The 20844-nt window shown below is 51.1% G+C and carries 16 protein-coding genes; 8 read left to right on the plus strand and 8 right to left on the minus strand.

What is annotated here, in order from left to right; all coding sequences use genetic code 11:
* Positions 1 to 73: 73 nt before the first annotated feature.
* Together AC5SV9_RS07935 and AC5SV9_RS07940 are read right to left on the minus strand one after the other, a co-directional pair.
* Positions 74 to 2872 (minus strand): TonB-dependent receptor, encoded by a 2799-nt coding sequence (locus AC5SV9_RS07935; protein ID WP_475147855.1) that lies wholly within the window; start codon positions 2870 to 2872, stop codon positions 74 to 76.
* A gap of 161 nt (positions 2873 to 3033) precedes the next feature.
* Positions 3034 to 4116, minus strand: coding sequence for an MBL fold metallo-hydrolase (locus tag AC5SV9_RS07940; protein ID WP_475147857.1), 1083 nt, complete (start codon positions 4114 to 4116; stop codon positions 3034 to 3036).
* Between the two features lie 209 nt (positions 4117 to 4325).
* Between AC5SV9_RS07940 and AC5SV9_RS07945 the strand changes: the two genes are divergently transcribed.
* Positions 4326 to 4919 carry a TetR/AcrR family transcriptional regulator gene (locus AC5SV9_RS07945; RefSeq protein WP_475147859.1) on the plus strand — a complete coding sequence of 198 codons (594 nt, stop codon included), beginning with the start codon at positions 4326 to 4328 and terminating at the stop codon, positions 4917 to 4919.
* A 10-nt stretch (positions 4920 to 4929) separates the two neighbouring features.
* Here the strand turns inward: AC5SV9_RS07945 and AC5SV9_RS07950 are convergent, their stop codons facing one another.
* On the minus strand, positions 4930 to 5826 hold the full coding sequence (locus tag AC5SV9_RS07950) for an NAD(P)/FAD-dependent oxidoreductase (RefSeq protein WP_475147862.1): 897 nt from the start codon (positions 5824 to 5826) through the stop codon (positions 4930 to 4932).
* Between the two features lie 148 nt (positions 5827 to 5974).
* On the opposite strand from AC5SV9_RS07950, the gene AC5SV9_RS07955 reads away from it, so the two are divergent.
* Together AC5SV9_RS07955 and AC5SV9_RS07960 are read left to right on the plus strand one after the other, a co-directional pair.
* Positions 5975 to 6397, plus strand: a complete 423-nt coding sequence (locus AC5SV9_RS07955; RefSeq protein ID WP_475147864.1) for an Rrf2 family transcriptional regulator — start codon at positions 5975 to 5977, stop codon at positions 6395 to 6397.
* Between the two features lie 108 nt (positions 6398 to 6505).
* The gene (locus tag AC5SV9_RS07960) at positions 6506 to 6958 is read left to right on the plus strand and encodes an SRPBCC family protein (protein ID WP_475147866.1); all 453 of its coding nucleotides are present in this window, start codon (positions 6506 to 6508) and stop codon (positions 6956 to 6958) included.
* Between the two features lie 32 nt (positions 6959 to 6990).
* Here AC5SV9_RS07960 and AC5SV9_RS07965 read toward each other — a convergent pair whose 3' ends face one another.
* Both AC5SV9_RS07965 and AC5SV9_RS07970 read right to left on the minus strand, forming a co-directional pair.
* Positions 6991 to 10887 carry a di-heme oxidoredictase family protein gene (locus AC5SV9_RS07965; protein WP_475147869.1) on the minus strand — a complete coding sequence of 1299 codons (3897 nt, stop codon included), beginning with the start codon at positions 10885 to 10887 and terminating at the stop codon, positions 6991 to 6993.
* A 567-nt stretch (positions 10888 to 11454) separates the two neighbouring features.
* Positions 11455 to 13686, minus strand: a complete 2232-nt coding sequence (locus AC5SV9_RS07970) for a S46 family peptidase (protein ID WP_475147871.1) — start codon at positions 13684 to 13686, stop codon at positions 11455 to 11457.
* 207 nt (positions 13687 to 13893) lie between these two features.
* Here AC5SV9_RS07970 and AC5SV9_RS07975 point away from each other — a divergent pair, with 207 nt between their 5' ends.
* Positions 13894 to 14973, plus strand: coding sequence for a DUF2891 domain-containing protein (locus tag AC5SV9_RS07975; RefSeq protein ID WP_475147872.1), 1080 nt, complete (start codon positions 13894 to 13896; stop codon positions 14971 to 14973).
* A gap of 35 nt (positions 14974 to 15008) precedes the next feature.
* Here AC5SV9_RS07975 and acuI read toward each other — a convergent pair whose 3' ends face one another.
* Positions 15009 to 15995 carry an acrylyl-CoA reductase (NADPH) gene (acuI, locus tag AC5SV9_RS07980; protein ID WP_475147875.1) on the minus strand — a complete coding sequence of 329 codons (987 nt, stop codon included), beginning with the start codon at positions 15993 to 15995 and terminating at the stop codon, positions 15009 to 15011.
* A 49-nt stretch (positions 15996 to 16044) separates the two neighbouring features.
* Positions 16045 to 16677, minus strand: a complete 633-nt coding sequence (acuR, locus tag AC5SV9_RS07985; RefSeq protein ID WP_475147876.1) for an acrylate utilization transcriptional regulator AcuR — start codon at positions 16675 to 16677, stop codon at positions 16045 to 16047.
* 207 nt (positions 16678 to 16884) lie between these two features.
* Here acuR and AC5SV9_RS07990 point away from each other — a divergent pair, with 207 nt between their 5' ends.
* A complete protein-coding gene (locus tag AC5SV9_RS07990) occupies positions 16885 to 17520 on the plus strand; it encodes an NAD(P)H-dependent oxidoreductase (RefSeq protein WP_475147878.1) in 636 nt (211 codons plus the stop codon).
* A 228-nt stretch (positions 17521 to 17748) separates the two neighbouring features.
* Positions 17749 to 19293, plus strand: coding sequence for an ATP-binding cassette domain-containing protein (locus AC5SV9_RS07995; RefSeq protein WP_475147880.1), 1545 nt, complete (start codon positions 17749 to 17751; stop codon positions 19291 to 19293).
* A 4-nt stretch (positions 19294 to 19297) separates the two neighbouring features.
* Here the strand turns inward: AC5SV9_RS07995 and AC5SV9_RS08000 are convergent, their stop codons facing one another.
* Positions 19298 to 19921 (minus strand): LysE family translocator, encoded by a 624-nt coding sequence (locus tag AC5SV9_RS08000; RefSeq protein ID WP_475147882.1) that lies wholly within the window; start codon positions 19919 to 19921, stop codon positions 19298 to 19300.
* A gap of 277 nt (positions 19922 to 20198) precedes the next feature.
* Here AC5SV9_RS08000 and AC5SV9_RS08005 point away from each other — a divergent pair, with 277 nt between their 5' ends.
* Complete coding sequence (locus tag AC5SV9_RS08005; protein ID WP_475147885.1) at positions 20199 to 20459, plus strand: hypothetical protein; 261 nt, start codon at positions 20199 to 20201, stop codon at positions 20457 to 20459.
* A gap of 17 nt (positions 20460 to 20476) precedes the next feature.
* Entirely contained in the window at positions 20477 to 20797 is a 321-nt protein-coding gene (locus AC5SV9_RS08010) for an acyl-CoA thioester hydrolase/BAAT C-terminal domain-containing protein (RefSeq protein WP_475147887.1), read from the plus strand.
* Positions 20798 to 20844 lie beyond the last annotated feature (47 nt).

Genomic DNA, 20844 nt, shown 5'->3' on the forward strand with positions numbered 1-20844 from the left:
TCCGTTTTGTTGCATCAGAAAATATAAAGGCCACAGCAGTATTCTGTGGCCTTTACCATTATCGTTTTAACACTCAGAAATCGGCGCGCAGCCCCAGGCTGATACGACGGCCCGAATACTCGTTCATCGTCGGGAATGCCGGGTCCATAGTGTAGCCGGTGGTTTCCTCGTCGGTCATATTGATGCCTTTTAAGCTCAGCTTAACATTGTCGGTAAGCTGATAACCAATGGCGATATCCAGCTGACCATAAGCATCGCGGTATACCGGGTACATGCTGCGTTCAATACGTTCTACATACTTGTCTTTGTAGTTGTACGACAGGCGCGCGTCGAAGCTGTCATTCTCGTAATAGAATGTCAGGTTATAGGTGCTGTCGGCCAGGCCTTCCGGCGGCGTATCAATACCCAGTGATGATGCGCCTGTCAGGGTGTTATCCAGTTTGGTGTAGTTAGCGTTAACGCCAAATCCATCCAGGGCATCATGCAGAATAGCCAGCGGGAACTGTGCAATCAGTTCAAGCCCGGTTACTTTGTATGAGCCTTCGGCATTCACCGGTTGGTAAACATCAAAATCGTAGTAGCCATCCAGGGTGCCGTTGGCGTTACGTTTTTCGACATCTTTTACCACACCGGTCAGTGCTTCACGTACCACACCTTCAATGTCTTTCCAGAAATATGACGCAGCCAGAATACCACCATTTTCCAGATACCATTCCAAACCGGTTTCCCATTGCTTCGCCATGGTCGGTTTCAGATCCGGGTTACCATCTTTAAAGCGGAACTCGTTCCAGCTGACCGAGCGTTTATAGGCAATGTCAGTCAGGGCCGGACGCATTAAGGTTTCAGATGCCGCCGTGCGCCACAGCACGCCATCGAGTAATTCAACCGTCATATTCAGGCTGGGCAGAATGTCGTTGTAACTACCTTCTTTTGAAATCGGCGCTGGCGTATAACCGTTAGAGCCGTCTTCGTTCTGGATCTGGTGATAACCAAATGAAAGTACTGAGGTATCTACCGCCCGCACACCAGCGTTTAGCACAACGGGTTTGCCAGCCAGGGTGAAATCGAAGTTCGCCATTGCATACAGCGCCAGCACTTCTTCATCTACCCGGTAATAATCGGCCACGTTAAATGGCACAGCAAAACCGTCATAACGGAAAGTGTCGCGGGCATAGGCGTTAGATACCTGCATCCAGTTTAAATCTTTGGCTTTGTAAGCACCGCCCGGCACAATATCGGTTACCCATTGCAGCTCGCTGTCGCTAAGCTTACGACTGTTTACCCAGGATGAGTCTCCCGCCGCTGGCCCCTGAATTTTTGCCGAGCCAAAATTACGCTCTTTTGATTTATCGGTATAACGGGCCCCAAACTGTACACTGGTCAACGCTGGCATAAACTCAAGCTGCAGCGCTTTTTTTACATCCAGCTGCAGTGCATATTTGTCATCGCTTACCTCTTCCAGCTCGGTCTCATAAGCTTCAAACAGGTAACTATCGGCTGCATCATACATATCGATACTGGCCGGATTATCACTCTTAATGGTTTCGCCGCCATTAGCGGTATAACGGGTACGTGACGGCGCATAGGCAACGTGCTTCAGGTTGGCGTAATCGGTGGTTTTCTCGGCACCGGAGTAACCCGCCAGCGCGCGGATATCAAAGCCATTGATCATCCAATCCATCGTCAGGCTGAACTGACTGTAGTCGGTGTTGTTAATGCGTTCTTTGCTTAAAAACTCATGTTGTGTCGCCGCGTACGACACATCGGTTAGCACGGTAATGCCGTCTGCAGCCAGGGTGGTATTATCGTAGCTGTGAATTTGTTCAAAAGTACTGATACTGGAAGCAGAATAGGCTGCAGCATCATATTCATCTTCGGTGTTGTCATAGCCACCCAGCATGCCATCGAACGTCAGGCTGAAGTTGTTATCCGGCTTGTATTGTAACGATAAGGTCGCGCCCCATTTATCCTGATCATTTAAGTACACACGATCGCCGGCTTTATCCAGAAACACAATGCGGTTAGTCACGTCAGTATCAAAACGGTCGTCAATCACAATACCGGTATCCCGTTCCAGTACGGCGACAGCCTGATCTGCACGAGCCAGCTTGCTGTCTGAGCCTCGTTGCTCTAAAAAGCGGCCTGACGGGCGAAAATTGATGCCAGAGTTGGAATCGGTGCGGTTAGTGCGTTGCGCTTTGGCAAAAGATACCAACGCGCCCCAATCGCCAAAGGTATCGCTGGCTAAAAATGAGAACTTAGGATCAACTTCTTCAGAAATAGAGTTATGCGCACCTTCTGCCGACACGATCAGTTTGCGGCCCGGGAAATCGAATGGCCGCGCAGTACTGATTTGTACCGAACCGGCGATGCCGCCCTCTTCATCAGCTGCGGTCGGTGATTTTTGTACGGTAACACTTTGAATAATTTCTGAGGCAAAAATATCAAATTCAACATCACGGCCGCCACTGCCTGACGCCGTTGCCAGGTCGTTAATCGACACATGGGTAAATTCAGTAGGCAGGCTGCGCACATTGACTTTGTCGCCAAGGCCTTTATTACGTTCTATCGTTACACCCGGCATACGCTGCAAGGCTTCCGCCAGGTTTTGCTCGGGAAAATCGGCGATATCGGTTGCAACAATTGAATCAGAAAAGCCAATATTGCTTTGTTTCAAATCGACGGCTTTTTCCAGGCTTTTACTGTAAGAGCCGGTTACAGAAATGACTTCAACATTCTGCTCTTCAGCTGTCTGCGCCACGCTGTGCAGCGGCAAACACACCAGGCTGCCTAACAACAGCTGATGAATAACTCGGCTTAGGGCTTTGGGTTGAACTGGCAACGACTGATGATGCTGATTGAGGTACTTCATAGTATTTCCGTTTTGTAATATTAGGGGTTAGCGACAAATAGCTGTACCCAATATTACAAAGCGGAGATGATACTTTTATTGCAGAAACTGAATATTTATACCCAATTTAGACATAAATATGTAATATTTATCCTAAAGCTAACAATAGCCAAATCAAAGTATTACTCGGCCAATAGCTCATCTTGCCGTTGTGTAGTGGGCATTAGTTCACGCCACCAGGCATGCTGACCAGCGCCATACCAGTTCGCCGCCGTCAAGCTGGCAACCTGACCAAAATGCGGCGTATATAATGCCACGGCATGCGCCGCCGCAGCGTTACTTACCCGCTCCAGCGGTTCATACCAGGCATGAAACGCTAAATCGAAAGTACCGTTATGCACCGGCACCATCACTTTGGCATCAACATCCAGGTGTGCCTGCACACTCTGCTCTGGCGTCATATGAATGTGTGGCCAGTCTTTGTCGTAAGCGCCGGTTTCGATAAACGCTACATCAAAAGGGCCGTATTTCTGGCCTATTTGTTTAAAGCCATCGAAATAGCCGGAATCACCACTAAAATACACTGAACCCGCAGCCGTTTTAATCACCCAAGAGCCCCACAGTGTCGTGTTGCCATCGCCAATACCCCGGCCGGAAAAATGCTGCGTTGGCGTAAAAGCGATCAGCGCATTAGCCGTTGTCAGCTCCTGCCACCAATCAAACTGGCTGATCTTTGCCGCTGGCACACCCCATTTTTGCAAATCAGCCTCAACCCCAAGCGGCACCAAAAAATGCTGTGTTTTATCCGCCAATAGCTTAATACTGGCTTTGTCCAGATGGTCGTAATGGTTGTGTGAAATCAATACTTTACTAATTGGTGGCAGCTCAGCCAGGCTGATAGGTGCCGGGTGAAACCGTTTAGGGCCTAAAAACGAAAACGGCGATGCCCGCTGTGAAAATACCGGGTCAAGCAGCCAGTATTCACCATATACTTTCAGCAGCACTGACGAATGCCCCAGCTTAACAAAATGCAGGCTGTCATCCGGCAAGGCATCAAGCTCTGCAAGGCTGATGTGTTTTAGCGGCAGCGGAAATGCCGGCACTTTATCAACAGCAGGCTCAGTGTAATAACGCTTGGCAATCGCCAGTGTTTTCATCAGCCCCGGCTGTTCAAACGGTGCCTCATTATGAAATTTCCCGTCCTGATAGCGCGCGCTTTGCTGCACGCTCTGGCTGTCGGTTGACGCTGTTATCTGGCTATTCACTATCCACGCTCCTGCCGCAAGGGCTGTCAGGCTGCACAGCAGCCCGGTTAAACATCGGGTAATCACTCGCATACGTTGCACCATGCTGATATTACTGCTCAGGCAATAAACTACACGGTGCAGTTTACATCAAGCCGGCAATAAGTAAACTACTTAGTGCACTTTTTTCTGTGCTGCGCTACAATGCCTGCGCAATCAGAGGTGTAAATATGAAATTATCCGAACAGAAAAGGCTGCAAATCCTTGATGCAGCGGAAGAGTTATTCCACAGCTTCGGCGTAGAGCACACCAGCATGGATCAACTGGCGTTACAGGCGCAGGTGTCCAAGCGCACTGTATATAATCACTTCGCGACTAAAGAACAGCTGTTTCAGGCTATTTTGCAGCGCATGTCTGACAAACTGCGCCAGGGCGGCGAAGTGCAATTTAACCCGGCATTACCCATTGCTGATCAGTTGCGCCGTATCGCCGCTGACGAGGTTGCCCTGCTTAGCTCAGAGCCGCTGTTGCGGGTAGCAAAAATTGCCATAGTACAGATGATGAAACAGCCTGAACTGGCCCAGACAATGAATGACAACGCACTGGGCTGTAAACGCTACCTGGCCGATTTCCTGCAGCAAGCTTGTCAGGCTAACGTGCTGACCATTGCCGATACAGTATTCGCCAGCCAGCAGTTTGTTTATCAGCTGAAATCCTTCGTGTTTTATCCGGCATTATTTGGTTTACATCAGGCCAGCGCGCCAGAGTTACAACATATTATTGATGAAACCGTAGCGATGTTTTTAGCCCGCTACGCTAACTAAGCATGGCGCTTTAACCAAACATCAGAAAACGGTGTGCTGCTGCTCCGGCTTTTACCCCGGCAGCGGCCGCCAGCATGGCGTTATGCATGGGGGCAGCCATATCACCGGCAACAAAAACCCCGCCGACAGAGCTTTGCTGCATAGCATCGGTTTTAACATAAACGCCGGTTGGCCCCTGCTCCAGCTCACAGCCCAGTTGCTGCACTAAGGTGTGGCCAAAGCTGGTTTCTGATGCAACGTACACCACACCCGTCGCCACCTCGCGGCCATCTGCCAGTTTTACTGCGCTTACGCCGTCAGCCTCGCCCAATATTGCCACCACAGGTGTGTGTTCCACGGCTACGCCACGCTTTTGCAGCATAACCTGCTGCTCTGAGTCCGGTAAAAACCGGTTCTGGCTGAAATAGGTCACCGGGCCCCAATCCGGCAGAATACCGGCCTGATGCACCGACGCCGCGCCATTTGCAATAACCGCTATCGGCTGCTGACGGTATTCATAGCCGTGGCAATACGGACAATGGATCACCGATTTACCCCAGCGCGGCTTCAGGCCGTCGATATCTGGCAACGTATCCACCAGCCCGGTGGCCAGGATAAGCACTTTAGTCTGATACTGCTGCCCTACTTCGTCTGTCACACTAAAGCCGTTAGCTTGCTGTTGTGCCGACTGCACCCTGCTCTGACGAAACGTCACACTCGGATACGCCAACAGCTGTTGCCAGGCCTTGCCCTGTAACTCCGCCGGCGCCATGCCATCGGCGGCAAAAAAGCCGTGTGATGCAGTGGCAAAACGGTTGCGCGGCTCGCCGGCATCTATCAGTAGCACCGAACGCTGGCCCCGGGCCAATTGCATTGCAGCAGACAGCCCGGCAAAGCTGCCACCAATCACTATTGCGTCCCACATCATCCTCGCCTCCTGTTGATAACTGTTATCGCGATACTACAACTTAAGAAACATCATAAGTTACGTAAGATGCAAAAACAACTCATGTAACATAAAAAGTTCCTTAAAACTACGTTAGAATGGCTGACAATGTTTTTCAGATGAGTGTGTTATGCGTAAAGACAGTCGCTTATCGCGCATGCTACATGTACTGGTGCATATGCATCATTTAGAGCAGGCGGTAACCTCAGATAACATCGCCATTATGCTGGGCACTAACCCTGTAGTAGTGCGCCGCACTATGTCGTTGTTACGTGAACAAGGCTATGTGAATGCAGTCAAAGGCCACGGTGGCGGCTGGACGCTGGCCAAGCCGCTGCACTGTATTACCCTGCTGGATATTCACCGCTCGCTAAGCGAAGCCTCACTGTTCACCATAGGTTTAACTGATGAGCACACCAACTGCCCGATTGAAAAAGCCGTCAACCTGGCCATAGACGATGTATTGCACGAAGCTGAGCAACTGGTGCTGCGCCGTTTTGCTGAAGTAACACTGGATAAGCTGGCATTGGAGTACTCCGCCAAACTGCGCTGAAACAGCGCGCAGCAGAAAATAATTTTACTGTTGTCGATTTGGCGGTGACTCAACCGACTAAGCTGTGACACAAACGAATAACGTTTTCGCAGCCAACAGGAGCCAGTAATGAGCAACAACACCGTAACCTTACATCGCGTGATTAAAGCGAAACCTGAACGCGTCTACCGCGCCTTTTTAGACCCCGATGCACTGGTTAAGTGGTGCCCGCCACACGGTTTTACCGGCAAGGTGCACAGTATGGATGCCCGCGTCGGTGGCGGTTATAAAATGTCATTTACCAATTTTAATACCGGCAGCAGCCACAGCTTCGGTGGCACCTATCTGGAGCTGAAACCTAATGAGCTGATCCGCTATAACGATCAGTTCGACAACCCTGATCTGCCCGGGCAAATGCAGGTTGTTGTCAGCCTGAAGCCGGTGTTATGTGGCACTGAGCTGCACATTGAACAAAGCGGGATACCTGAGGCAATACCATTGGAATTTTGCTACGCGGGCTGGCAGGAGTCGTTGCAACTACTGGCGCAGCTTACCGAGCCGGAAATTCCGGATCAGGGTTAAGCGCTGCTCAACCCTGGATCTGTAGCTATCTGCTATAAACTGTTTAAAAAAGCCAACAAGGCACTGCGTTCATTATCCGGCAGGGCCTGATAATTATCATTGCTGGCCTGCGCCTCGCCGCCATGCCAGCGGATGGCTTCATCGATACTGCGGGCCCGGCCATCATGCAGGTAGCTGTGTTGCGGTGTGCAATATTCATAGCCATCCAGACCAAATGCATCCCAGCCGCGACCGCCGGCGACACCTCCGGTAACACAGGCTGACAAGCCTAACCCCCAAAGCGGTGCAGTGCGCCACTCGGCACCACTGGCATTACCCTCGCCTAAATTGTCTGCCAGCCCCGGGCCCATATCGTGCAGTAACAAATCGGTGTAAGGGTAAATCGTCTGGTTCCGCAGTTCCGCCAACGGGTGAAAACTGCTGGTTTGATGGCTTTCGGTGTGGCAGCCATTACAGCCGATATTACGAAATACGTTTTTACCCTGTATCACCTGCGGGTTCGCGTAATCACGCTGCGGCCGCACGCCCAGCAGCGACACGTATTTCACCAGATTATCCAAATGCTGATCAGACATCTGCCTGCCACTGCTGGCACAACCACTTTGACTGCTGCCACAGTCCGGGCTGGAGAATATCGCTGTCATCACGCCCATATCGGTATTCAGCGCAGCGGCAACCTGGTGCCGTACACTGGCAGTAGCCGCTTTGTAACCAAACCGGCCCAACCGGGTGTCACCGCTTTGCGGATCAGTTATCCGCTGTGCCCGGCCGGAAATACCATCACCATTGCTGTCGTTTTCATCTTCCAGCGCCAGTATGGCAGCTTCCGGTATCGCTTCCAGCAACCCCATGCCGTTTAATTGCGGCGCAATTCGGGCTGAAAACAGCTGCGGTACGACACCACTGAACTGATAGTTTGGTTTACGCAGGCCGTTGCTTTCGGTAAAAGAGGCAATGGAAACATTGCCTTCACTGCTGGCAGCACCATTGGTTTTGCTTTGCAGCACACGGCCCAGTTGCGGGTGCGAGTTACCGCCGGCATCGGCGACTTTAAACACCCATTTATCCAGTGACTCGCCAATAGCCGCAACGGCTGCCCGGCCATTACGCACATGGCAACCGGCACAGCGGTCATTGATGTAATGCGACCCGCTTAAACCGGCCATATCAGTAAAAACACCGTTTTCAGCATGTTCATCATGGCTGCCATCTACTGCCGAGCTATGGTGTACACGCCGCCCCAGTACAAACGGCTGACCATTGTCGTAACCCAGGTTCGTCGCCATTTGCTGAAAATGGCCATCGGGTTCGGCGGTCATCTGCACGTGTAAGGTGGTATCGCCGCCAAGGCGTGCCGTTGCCGGTACCGGTATTGAGTCGCGTTGCAGATAATTACCCGGCTGAAACACCTGTTTATCGGTGACATCCCACGGCACTATGCCCTGGCCAACAATGTATAAAAAGGTGGTGCCGTAATAGTTAGAACGCCCACGCGGCAACGTAGCAGCATCAAGAAACTGACTGATCTCAAACTCCAGCTTATCGCCCACCTGAATCGGCCGGCCTTCACGGCAGTTATAGCTTTCTTCTTTCCAGTAATGGGTATAATCGACCATATTCATCACGCCGTTACCGCAAAACTCGGCCAACGTATTCACGCCTATATACCACCAGCGGTTTTCTGCCTGTAAATCATCCAGTTTATTTTGGGTGACTACATTCATCCGGATACTGCTGCCGCCTTTGGCGACGTAGTCAACAATCTCGATAGCGGCAGTTCTGTCTTCCCAGTAAAACGTCAGGTAATGATCGTAGGCCTGAAAATGGTTTTCTTTGGCATGCCTGTCGCGCGCCCGGTCAGAAAAACGCGTTACCAGCGCATCACCACGGTCAAACTGAATGGCGGGTTCCAGCACGGTCGACGCGCTATATAGCGGTACCACATCAACCGAGGTTAACGGGCAACCATTGGCATTGACAGGTACGCCTGGCGGCGTACCACTGCAGTTATCCAGTGTATCTTCCACACCGTCGCCATCACTGTCCTGGCCGGGTTCAGGTTCCGGGTCAGGATCCGGCTGCGGGTTCACGCCGCTGCCAAGAGTATAACTTTGCCACGGCGTATCTACCGCATAACCGTTGGCGGTGTCCCAATAGGTGAAAAAGTAATTAAGCACTGCGCCAGCCGACAGGCCCGATACGGTGTACTGGTTTACACCACTGGCTTGTTGCATGGCAACATTAATTTGGCCACCGCTGTTAACCGTGTAATGCAAATCGGCCCAGCCGCTGCTGTTGACAAAAAACCGTACGCTGTCAGCTGCCGTTTGCGCCACGCCAAAGGCGCCGCTGGCAGTAGGGCAACCATTGCCGTCGACAGCGCTACCCGGTGCAGTATTACTGCATTGATCGGCACTGTCCGGCACACCATCGCCGTCGCTGTCTGCTTGCTGGTTACTGTTGCCACCACCATGCCAGACAATATCATCAATAGCGAACTGGAAGCTGTAACCGGGTAACTGGCCATCAACACTGGCAATGTAAAACATGCCGCTTAACGCCTGCAGCGCAATTAAACTGCCACGCAAGTCGGCAACCGGTATCGTTACCTGCCCCCACTGGCCATTGCGCACTAAGCCGTATTTGCTTTCATTGGCCGGAAAAGTGATCCAATTTTGGTTGGTGTAATCGTCCGCTATGCCAATACGAAAGCTGACATCTGTCGGTATTTTGATACGAAAACTTACCGTACCGGCGGCAAAGTTGCTCATATCGCGCAGCTGTCTGGCATGTATACCGCCACCAAACCACTGGTTCGGTGCCACGTATTGCCAGGCAATCACATTAGATCCTTCAGCCGGTGCCGTATTGCCTGCTACCACTGAACTCTGGTTCCAGATATAAATATCCGAGCTGACGCCCGGCTGCAAGCTGTTACTGACTGCATTGCTGTCGGTAAACACACCAAAACTGCCGGTTTCCGGCGGGTTAATATTACCGCTAAACACCTGCCCCTGGCCGTTGAGCTGGTACACACGAATATAATCAAGATACATTTTGCCAGGTAGCGGCGCTGTTACCTGGCTGTTGTTTGCCGCATCGGTAAAGTTGCCACCAACAGCCAGGTTTGCCAGCAGATAAAACGGCTGCTGCAGTTCGCTGGATTCCGCTGTAATGCTGATGGGTGCATCGTACATATCGTATTCAACACCATTGTCGACCACGGTAAAACGCAGCTGGCTGTCGGTCCAGTAAGTACGGTAAGTCACAAAACGGTTACTCAGCGGCTGTGCGGCAACGTAAGCGTTATCGGTTTGCCAGGCGGTCATCGCGGCGCAGCTTGGGTTTTCAGGCACACAGGCGGCGTCAGCATAAAAAATGGCGTTGGCGCCGACATAACTGTTGATATTGGCACCGGCATGGCCCGAATCCGCCCTGGCCTGTGCTCTATGCCCCATCTCCATCATGTCAATTTCGCCTTTGGCCGGCCAGCTGGCAGTACTGGTACCCAGCATCCACGCCGCTGGCCACAAGCCAGTTGCCAAATCAGGCACCCGCAGCCGTACTTCTATCATGCCGTACTGCACTGCCAGTTTATGCTGGCTGTCTATTTTGCCTGAGCTGAAAGCGCGGCCGCCGATATTGTCGTTACGGGCCTGAAATACCAGCGCTTTGTTGCCTGGCTCGCCTGGCACATCTTCAATGCTAAGGTTGTTGCTGCTGTACCATTGCAGCTCCTGATTACCCCAGCCACATAAGCCAATAGCGCAACCATCGCCTTCGTTTGGCGTCCAGTTGTTGCTGTTCAACGTATTGAAATTATCTTCAAACAGTAAGTTACCAATTTGCGGATTACTGACATCGGCACTGGCTGGCTGCACCAGCAGCAGGCTGCATAACGCCAGCGACGTTCTGATCATTGTTTTCATTTGCACAAACCCATCGGTTGCAGGTTAAGTTAACTGTCACGCCATAGCGTTAACTGCATGCCAGGGCGCGCCGTATCGGGCAATGCTGATAGAAAGAGAGTAAGCTCCGAGCAGCTCATTTGTCTGCCTGACCGGTTTGCTCACATCAACACGCCATAAATCGTCCCTGAGGCTCGGTTCCGGCCATCCATGGCCTGCAACGGTTGATTAAGAGCAAACCGGTCAGGCTGAATTAACTGGTACTCAGCAGCCGGGCTGTCTTTCTGATGAAATGTACTAACGTCGCCACGCGCCACCATCAGGGTTAGCTGCCGGTTGCGTTGCTGTCATGGCGTTATTACCGGTATTAGCCGGTGGTATTATCTTATCCTGTCCTGAGGCGCTTATTTTCTCTGCCTTGTCACAGTTTGCGCAGGCAATATTGTTGTATTGATGTTAAAATGTAAGCGCTTTCTTAAGGCTAGATGATTCACCTGTAACGGTCAAGCAGTATGATAAAACTCTGGTTGGATAAGGGATAACAGCGGAAGTCGCGACAGACAGCAAACTGCCTGTCGCGGTGTAACATTAACGGACGATATCCATCTCTTCGAGTAGATTTTGTGCGCCATCAACATGCTCCATCAGCCACAGCACGTAGCGGATATCAACATGAATAGCACGGGTAATTTCCGGGTTAAAATACCAGTCTTTGGTGATCGACTCATAAGTTGAGTCAAAGTTTAACCCTACCAGCTCGCCTTTACCGTTCATTACCGCAGAACCTGAGTTACCACCAGTGGTGTCGGCGCTGGATAAAAAGTTAACCGGCACCGAGTTAAAAGCTTTTACCTCGGGTTTGGCGCAACCGCCAATACGGCACAGCAAGCCCGGTTTATATTCTGGCGCTAAATCGGCGTAGTAGTAACCGTCGGTTTTACCGGCGTTGTAGGCATCTACCAGTTTTTGCGGCAGCATAAACGGCGCTTCGGCCCGGCGCTTGGCAATTAAGCCTTTAACCGACGTAAACGGCGTTTTGTATACACCATCTTTAGCCGGGTAACCGTCCACAGTGCCGTAAGTAATACGCAGAGTGCTGTTGGCATCGGGGTATACCGGTTTGCCCAGTGTTTTGTTGTAGGCAATAACCGCCTGCATATAGGCCGGGCGCACCTGCGATAACTTGCCTGCTAAGGTTTTCTCCTCCAGCTCCAGCGCTTTATTTTTGGCATAAATCGCAACTGCCAGCTTGATAAACGGGTCGCTGCTATTGGCAAAATCGGCCGGTGTTTTACCCAGCCAGGCTTTACGCCCAGTTGTACTGGTCAGCGTGCTTTGTGGGTATAAGGCCGCCAGTTTATCGCTGATTTGCGCCTGGCTCATACCCGGCGTTAACCCCAGAGCGTTGTCCAGCTCAGTTACCCGAACGGCGTCAGGCTGGGCCAGATATTCAGCCAGCTGTTCCGACCAAATGGCTAAATCCATTGTCGGGTGAAAGCTTTTTTCCATCCGCGTTAAACGGCTCTCAATCATGGTTAAATCACGCTGCTGAAAGCCCATTTCGCGCATCGCGTCCGGCTTTTCGCTCTCTACCGCTAAGCGGTATAACAGCATGGCTGCCTGCAACATATCGCTGCGCTTGGCGTTGTCAAAATAGTAGGTTTGCTGGGTATAAGCCTGATCGGCATCAATAACACTTTTCAGCGCCGCAATACTTTGCTGATACTGCTGGTACGCCGTGTCGCTGTTAATCCAGTTTAGTAGCGCTTGTTCCTGCTGTTGTTTGATGGCATGAATATCAGTTACTTTAAAGCCATCCAGCAAGCCCTGCAGTTTTTTCATCCGGTTGTTCAGGCTTTTTACGGTTGAAGCATATTTAACTTTTAAATCTGCATCAGCTGCGCCTAAGCGGTCAATGGTACTGATAATTTGCTGGTAGGTTTTTACCTGCGCCGGATACTGCCAGTCGGCGGCAAAAGCAATTTCATCAGCCAACCGGTAACGGCTGGTCCGGCCCGGGTAACCGGCCAATAAAATGCCGTCGCCGGCACGCACACCCTTGGCGTTTACTTTCAGGTAATGTTTGCTCTGGTACGGTACGTTATCTACCGAATACGGTGCCGGTTTACCATCTTTGCCAACATAGCCGCGCAAAAAGGTGTAATCGCCGGTATGGCGCGGGTATTCAAAGTTATCTATATCACCACCAAAGTTGCCAATGGCCTCACTTGGCGCATACACCAGACGCACATCCTGCAGCATCAGCTGCTTGATCTGGAAATACTCCAGGCCATGGTGAAAACTGACTACCGAGCAGCGGTAGTTGGCATCAGACTCACAGCTTTTAATCAGTGCTTTACGGTTGGTTTCAATTGCTTCGTAGCGCTCACTGCCGCTTAGCTCAGCCGGTAAATTACCGGATACCTGCGCAGTAACGTCAGTCACAGATTCAGTAATATATAACCGCTCCTGCGCCCCGGCCGGCAGCTCCTCGCCCTGAGTTTTAGCCAAAAAACCTTTTTCAATCAGATTGTTGTCTTTAGTCGAGTTGTTCTGAATAGCGTTATAACCACAGTGGTGATTAGTTACCACCAGGCCATTGGGCGAGACAAAAGACGCCGAGCAATAGCCCAGGCTGACAATGGCACTCATCGGGTACTGGCTTAAATCAGCCAGTTGCTTGCCGGGGATCTCAATGCCTTTGCCAGTAAGTTCAGCCTGCAGCTGCGCCATCTGATGCGGCTGCCACTGGCCTTCGTCGGCAACAGCACTAAGGCTTACACCCAGCGCCGCGACCGTTAACAGGTATTTCGTATTCATAATGATTCCGTGGAAGAGGTTGTTATCGTTTTACGTCAGGCTAAATTATCCATGTTCAACGCCGCCGGGCAAGCCGGATAAGCTCAGTGCGTTATATTTACGTTAAGCTGCGCTAAAACGGCGCAGACAGCACGGTCAATTTAGGCTAATCTGAGCCAGTTTATAAAACTGTCATTGCCATTAAGGCCTCCCTTCCAAGGTAACTATATGATAATAAAAGCGTTACATCGCAGCACTTTGCTTGCTGCCCTGGGCCTGTTCAGTCTGTCAGCGAATGCACAAAGTCATGAGCTTAACCTGGCCGAAGCCGACAAACTGGTGAGTTTGCCGCTGCATTGTGTAGAAACGCCTTACCCTTATAAAACCGGTTGGGTATTGGGTAGCGCAGCAGATTTACAGCCACCGTCTCTGGTGCATCCGGTATTTTTTGGTTGCTTTGACTGGCACAGCGCCGTGCACGGTTACTGGTCTTTAGTTACCTTGCTGCGTCAGTTCCCGCAGTTGGAGCAGGCTGACGCCGTAAAATCGGTGCTGGCACGTAACCTCAGCGCCGAAAACGTGGCACAGGAAGCGGCATTTTTTAAAAAAGACATTAACGCCTCGTTCGAGCGTACTTATGGCTGGGCCTGGTTACTGAAGCTGCAACTGGAATTGCAGCAGTGGCAAGACCCGATGGCAAAACAACTGGCAGCAAACCTGCAGCCGTTAACCGATGTTATTGTGCAGCGCTATATGGATTTTCTGCCACGGTTACGTTATCCGGTGCGCGTTGGCGAGCACAGTAACACGGCCTTTGGTTTAAGCTTTGCCTACGACTACGCCGAACAAACAGGCCACAGCGCACTTAAAACCTTAATCACCGAGCGCGCTAAAGCATTTTACCTGCAGGATAAGCAGTGCCCGTTAAACTGGGAGCCAAGCGGCTACGACTTTTTATCGCCCTGCCTGGAAGAAATGGGCTTAATGCAGCGAATTTTGCCGGCGAATGAGTTTACCCGTTGGCTACAAGCCTACCTGCCACAGCTGAGTAAGCCCGATTTTACGCTGGCGACCGGTGAAGTGGGCGACAGAACCGACGGCAAGTTAGTGCACCTGGATGGGTTAAACTTCAGCCGTGGCTGGAACCTGTACCGGCTGGCTAAACAGTACCCGCAATATGCGCATTTAACTGCTGTTGCCGACCAGCATCTGGCCTATTCTTACCCTAACCTGATTGGCGACAGCTACGAAGGCGGTCACTGGCTGGGTAGCTTTGCTATTCACGCACTAAACAGCACCAAACCCTAGTTTCATCCTAAGGCAGTGCCGATTAGCGCACTGCCTTAACGGTTTACGTCCACCACTATCCGGCCTCTGACTTTGCCGTCAAGCAGCTTTGCTGCATACTGCTGCGCCTCAGACAAACCGATTTCTTGCGTCATACAGTCAAGCATTTCAGGATCCAGCCATTTCGCCAGCCCTTGCCAGGCTGCCAGTCTTTTCGGTTTCGGACACATGACACTATCTACCCCCACTAACGTAACGCCACGTAAAATAAAGGGCGCCACCGTAGCGGGGAAATCCATTCCGCCGGCCAAACCACAGGCAGCAACTACCCCGCCGTACCGGGTAGCAGCGCAAGCATTAGCCAGAACGTGCGACCCTGCCACATCGATTACCGCTGCCCAACGCTCTTTTTGCAGTGGTTTGCCTGCCGTTTCCAGTTCAGAGCGCGGCACTACGGCACTGGCTCCCAGTGTTTTCAGGTAATTGGCTTCCTGTTCACCACGGCCGCTCAGCGCCAGCACGTCATATCCTTGTTTAGCCAACAAAGCGATAGCAACACTGCCGACACCGCCGGTTGCCCCCGTAACCAGAATCGGGCCATTTTGTGGTGTCACGCCATGGCTTTGTATGGCCTGCACACACAACATGGCGGTGTAGCCGGCAGTGCCAATCGCCATCGCCTGTTTGGCGCTAAATTCTTTTGGCAGCGGCACCAGCCAATCACCATTAACGCGCGCCTTCTGTGCCAGGCCCCCCAAATGCGTTTCGCCTACTCCCCAGCCATTCAGTATTACCTGCTGTCCAGCCTGATAATCCGGGTGCGACGACAAACTTACTGTGCCAACAAAGTCTATGCCCGGTACCATAGGAAAACGGCGAACCACCGGTGCTTTACCCGTGATGGCCAGCGCATCTTTATAATTCAGTGTCGAGTAACTGATATCCACCTCAACATCGCCTGGCATCAGTTCAGAATCAGCTATTAACGTTAAATTAGTGCTGTACTGCCCTTCGGGTTTATCAATAACCAAAGCATTAAACATAACCACCTCCAAATTATTAGACCGATCGTATATTAAATAATAAAAAAACTTACCTTATACTTTGAACAAAGAATTCTGCAAAAGTACGCAGCGGCATAACGCTATGCTCCAGCTTTGCCTTTAACACCGCCCCTTCCCACGCGTTCCAGAATACATAGGCCAGCAATTTGCAGTCTTTTTCCTGCCCCAGCTCCCCACTTTGTTGCGCTTCCAGCAGGCAAGCCTCTACCAGCTGCTGCCACTCATCCAGCGTCGACATCAGCTTCTGCCGAAATGCCGGTGACAACTGCCCAATTTCCTGACTCAGATTGCCAACCAGGCAGCCGCGTGCAAAATCGTACTTTTGCATAGACTGCTCAGCATCACGCATATATGCCACCAGGCGTGCCAACGGCGGCAAGCTGGTATCGGTTAAAAAACGCGTCAGCTTAGCTTTCAGATAAGCAGAATAGTGCTCAACCAGCACCAAGCCATACTGCTCTTTACTGGCGAAATAGTGATAAAACGAGCCCTTTGGCACGTTAACGCTGCGCAGGATCTCGTCAATACCTGTCGCCGCAAGGCCGCGCTCGGTAAGAATGGCTACGCCGGCTTTGATAAGCTGAACCCGGGTCTCGCTGTATCCGGCCAGCGATTTTGGCGGCCTGCCCCGGCGCCGTGTAGTATTAGTGATATTTTGCATAGAAAAAATATTAGACCGATCACTTAATAAAAGCAAGTCTCAACCAAAATGCTCAGCAGCCAAACTGCTGTACAGCGCGGTAGCAGCATAGCTTCCGGCTCAACTCTGGCAAAAATAATGATCACTTTGCCTTGAAATATCCCACCTGAAACAAAACATACCGAAAGGTACAAATTAGTTATGTCTGATATAAATTAGAGGTTACAGATGGCGAAAATTACCGATTTATTAAACTGGCGCTATGCCGCGAAGAAACTTGAGGCCGACAAGGTCGTACCAGCAGATAAACTGGAACATATTTTAGAAGCTATTCGCTTAAGTGCCAGCTCCAGCGGCTTACAACCTTATCAGGTGCTGGTGGTGACCGATCCTGCATTAAAAGCACAAATTCGTCCCGTAGCCTGGAATCAGTCACAAATTACCGACTGCTCGCACTTACTGGTATTCGCAGCCTGGGATAACTACACCGTTGAGCGCATTAACGGCATGTTCGATCTGGTGAACGAGCAGCGCGGCTTTAAAAACGAAGGTTGGGAAGCCTACCGGCAGAAATTATTAAGCTGGTATCCCCAGCGGCCGGCGCAAGAAAATTTTGAACATGCCGCCCGACAGGCATATATCGGCTTAGGTTCAGCTTTACTGGCCGCGGCTGAGCAAGGCGTTGATGCGACACCGATGGAAGGTTTTGAACCGGAAAAAGTCGACCAGATATTGAACCTGGCCGACCTTGGGCTGAAATCAGTATTGCTGCTGCCTCTTGGCTACCGTGAGGTTGAAGGCGACTGGCTGGTTAACCTGAAAAAAGTACGCCGCAGCAAAGCCGATTTTGTTATCGAGCGCTAAACAGCTGTTAACCCCAATGCGCTGAATGCATTGTTATTACGGCGGAACAGGTTATAATTCCGCCGTCCCTTCAAGCTTTGGAGCATCTTACTGAAATGAATAACTAAATCCTGATTAGCCGTCACTTTTTATTTAGGACTTATCAGGGTTAGTGGGTTTATTGTCAGTAGGGCTATAGCACTGCCTGAGCTGTATCTGTTACCCGCCCCTGATTTATCAGGAGGCATTATGGCCCTTTTCAACTTTTCCCCCTGTAGTTTCAACCTTGCCAGCGGCGAGACGCTTTACCACGATATTAAACTGACGCTCGATGGCGGCATAAACGGCCTTATTGGCCGCAACGGTGCCGGTAAATCAATGCTCGCCAGTCAACTGGCAGCACAGCATCCGCAACAATGTTATTTGTTAGCGCAACTGCCCCAAAGTGATTGGCGGCAACGCAGTATTGCAGCGCTGTTAGGCCTTGAGCCGGTATTATATGCCCTGCAGCAACTGGCAAGCGGTCAGTTTGATGACAATACGCTAAGCCTGATAGATGGCCACTGGCAGCTTGCCGATGACTTACAGGCTGAGCTGCGGCAGATCAATGCCCCAACCGATTACTGGCAAAGCGCATCAATATTAAGCGGTGGCCAGATGACGCATCTGCGGCTTTGGTGGGCATTTTATCAGTCGCGGCCTTTGCTTATTCTTGATGAACCGTCAAATCATCTTGATACAGCAGGCCGCCATTGGCTAAACCAGCAGTTGCAACGGTTTGCAGCCAGGCCTGGCAGTGCAATTTTACTGATCAGCCATGACAGAGCCTTACTGCAGCAAGTGGCAGTATTGTATGAGTTAACCAGCAACGGCCTGCTGCGCTTTGGCGGTAACTATGCTTTTTATCAGCAACAACATCAGTTGCAGCAAGCGGCGCTGCAACAGCAGCAAAAACATGCAGAAAAGCTGTTGGAGCAGCGACAGCGCAATGCGCAAGCAGCAGCTGAAAAGGCGGCTAAACGGCAGCGACAGGGTGAACAGCGCCGTGGCAGCCAGGCCGCCATTTTGCTGGATTACAGTAAAAACCGGGCGCAAAGCGCGACTTCAGCCCGGCGTGTGCAGGAACAGCAGCAATTGCAACAGGCACAGCAACAGTTACAACAGATAAAAGCGCAGCAGCAAACGCTAAAATCGCAGCAGTTTTATCTGCCTGCCGAAACGTCAGCAGGCACGAAAACGCTGATAACTGCAGAAGCTTTACAACTCCCGTTTGGCAATTGCCGCCCGTTGAGCTTTAGCTGGAGCAACAAGCAGCGGGTACATCTGCAGGGCCTTAACGGCAGTGGTAAATCTACCTTGCTGCAGGTTCTTGCCGGAAAAGTCGACTTTTCTTCAGGTACGTTACGGATAAATTGCGACGTGCAATACTTGGATCAGCATTTCAGTGTGGTTGACCGCAGCGCAACAGTACTGAATAACCTGCGCCGCTATTGTCCCGCTCTTACAGAAACGCTTGCCCGTACCCTGCTGGCGGGTGTTGGCTTTCGTAATGAGCAGGCACTAAAGCCCGCAACGGCACTTAGCGGGGGTGAGCTGATGAAACTGGCCATGCTGATGGTTAGCCAGCATACCGGCTGGTTACTTTTACTTGACGAACCAGATAACCATCTGGACCTGCAGGCCAAACAGCTGTTGGCAGCAGCCTTGGCACAGTATCCGTCCGGTTATGTTTTAGTTAGCCATGATGCTGACTTTGTCACGCAATCGGAGGTTGATACCGTGCTGCAGTTGTAAGCTTTCAGCCCAGCAGCATCCAAAGCGCCACGCCAAACATCAGGCTGGCGCCGATGCGGTTTAAGTACTGCACCCGGTTGGCTTTACCAAAAAATAGCGCCAGTGCTTTACCACCGCTGGCGTACAGCAGCATCGAGCCAAATTCCAGCAGAATAATAATTGTCACCAGCACCAGCAACTGTGGCCAGAATGCCAGCTGGGTATCAATAAAAGGTGGCAATAGCGCCATATGAAAGGCCCAGCCCTTAGGGTTAGATACCGCTGTAATAAACCCCTGGCTAAACAGCACACGCCGTGGCATCAGGGCAGGCAAGGCCCCGGGCTGCGGCAGTGCCAGCTTACCTTTAGCACGCCACATTTGCAGGCCTATATAAGCAAGATACGCGGCACCGGCAACTTTAAACCATTGAAAAACAGCAGGAAACTGCAGCATTATCGCTGCCACACCGCACACCGCCAGTATCGCCACCAGCGCCACGCCCAGCATCTCGCCCCACATCATCCACAAGGTGCGGCGCACGCCCTGACTCATGCCGAGTGTCATCGCCAGTGTCATACACATGCCCGGCGTTACCGAAACGAATAAAAAGGTGGGAATAAAGGCTCCCATCAGCGCCAGATTAACCATAACCACCTCAACTGCGTGAAGGCGCTATTTTGCGCAGTTGCCACACTGGCAGCAAGCGCTTTAAGCAGGATTTTTGTGCCTGTTAGCGCAGTTGTAGCAAAACTTTATTATTAGCGGTTTAAGTTGCTAAAACATTTGATATTTTCACTATTTTTTAGTCAGTATATTAATTCACGTTTTTTATAACAGCGCTACACGCCGCAATTCTTCTGGGCTTGGCTAATTGGCCCGGTAATTGCCTGATTAATATCAACTAATTCACCTGAAGGAACAAAAAATGAAAAAAACACTCTCTGCTGTTTTCTTAATCGCGCTGCTTGCTGTGCTGTATTCTCAATTTACTGAACTAGCCTACAAATTTGGCTTTGCTGAATTAAAGATGGTTGCGGTGCTGGAGAACAGCGAAAAAATGAAAGTGAAGTGTGATGTGTATTCATTGGGCTTTTTTGACGAAATTAAGCTGCAGAATAAATTCCAGCAATGCCTGAATGACTATGAAGCCAAAGGTTATAAGATCATCAGCCGCCACGATGCCTGAGCAGCCTGAGCATTTATTTGCCGTTTAACCCGTCAGGCCCGGTAAAAGGTTTGCGTGACTTATACAGCCAGTCACTCGCCAACCGGGCAGATGATAGTCACGCCGATATCGCCGTGACCAATATCAAAGGCAAAGTGGTGTTACTGTCAGGCGAAAACGATGAAATATGGCCAGCACCGCAGATGGCCACAGAGGTGTGCGAAAAGATAAACGCCCGGCACGAAAACCAGTGCGAGCATTTGTATTATGAAGGCTTGGGCCATTTACTGGATGAAAAGTTTTTAGATAAAAACGATGCACTGCATCAAACCTTTATCAATAAACTTAAAGCTGACTAAGCAGCCTGCACAGCAGCAAAACAGCCCCCAAGAGGCAGGGAAGCCAG

It is taken from the genome of Rheinheimera sp. ATLC3 (assembly GCF_059429535.1).

What these genes read in the sequence shown, in the direction of transcription:
- AC5SV9_RS07995 (WP_475147880.1), top strand. Translation starts at nt 17,749, where the DNA reads ATGGCCCTTTTCAACTTTTCCCCCTGTAGTTTCAACCTTGCCAGCGGC.
- AC5SV9_RS07975 (WP_475147872.1), top strand. Translation starts at nt 13,894, where the DNA reads ATGATAATAAAAGCGTTACATCGCAGCACTTTGCTTGCTGCCCTGGGC.
- AC5SV9_RS07970 (WP_475147871.1), bottom strand. Translation starts at nt 13,686, where the DNA reads ATGAATACGAAATACCTGTTAACGGTCGCGGCGCTGGGTGTAAGCCTT.
- AC5SV9_RS07965 (WP_475147869.1), bottom strand. Translation starts at nt 10,887, where the DNA reads ATGAAAACAATGATCAGAACGTCGCTGGCGTTATGCAGCCTGCTGCTG.
- AC5SV9_RS08005 (WP_475147885.1), top strand. Translation starts at nt 20,199, where the DNA reads ATGAAAAAAACACTCTCTGCTGTTTTCTTAATCGCGCTGCTTGCTGTG.
- acuI (WP_475147875.1), bottom strand. Translation starts at nt 15,995, where the DNA reads ATGTTTAATGCTTTGGTTATTGATAAACCCGAAGGGCAGTACAGCACT.
- acuR (WP_475147876.1), bottom strand. Translation starts at nt 16,677, where the DNA reads ATGCAAAATATCACTAATACTACACGGCGCCGGGGCAGGCCGCCAAAA.
- AC5SV9_RS07960 (WP_475147866.1), top strand. Translation starts at nt 6,506, where the DNA reads ATGAGCAACAACACCGTAACCTTACATCGCGTGATTAAAGCGAAACCT.
- AC5SV9_RS08000 (WP_475147882.1), bottom strand. Translation starts at nt 19,921, where the DNA reads ATGGTTAATCTGGCGCTGATGGGAGCCTTTATTCCCACCTTTTTATTC.
- AC5SV9_RS07945 (WP_475147859.1), top strand. Translation starts at nt 4,326, where the DNA reads ATGAAATTATCCGAACAGAAAAGGCTGCAAATCCTTGATGCAGCGGAA.
- AC5SV9_RS07935 (WP_475147855.1), bottom strand. Translation starts at nt 2,872, where the DNA reads ATGAAGTACCTCAATCAGCATCATCAGTCGTTGCCAGTTCAACCCAAA.
- AC5SV9_RS07955 (WP_475147864.1), top strand. Translation starts at nt 5,975, where the DNA reads ATGCGTAAAGACAGTCGCTTATCGCGCATGCTACATGTACTGGTGCAT.
- AC5SV9_RS07950 (WP_475147862.1), bottom strand. Translation starts at nt 5,826, where the DNA reads ATGATGTGGGACGCAATAGTGATTGGTGGCAGCTTTGCCGGGCTGTCT.
- AC5SV9_RS07990 (WP_475147878.1), top strand. Translation starts at nt 16,885, where the DNA reads ATGGCGAAAATTACCGATTTATTAAACTGGCGCTATGCCGCGAAGAAA.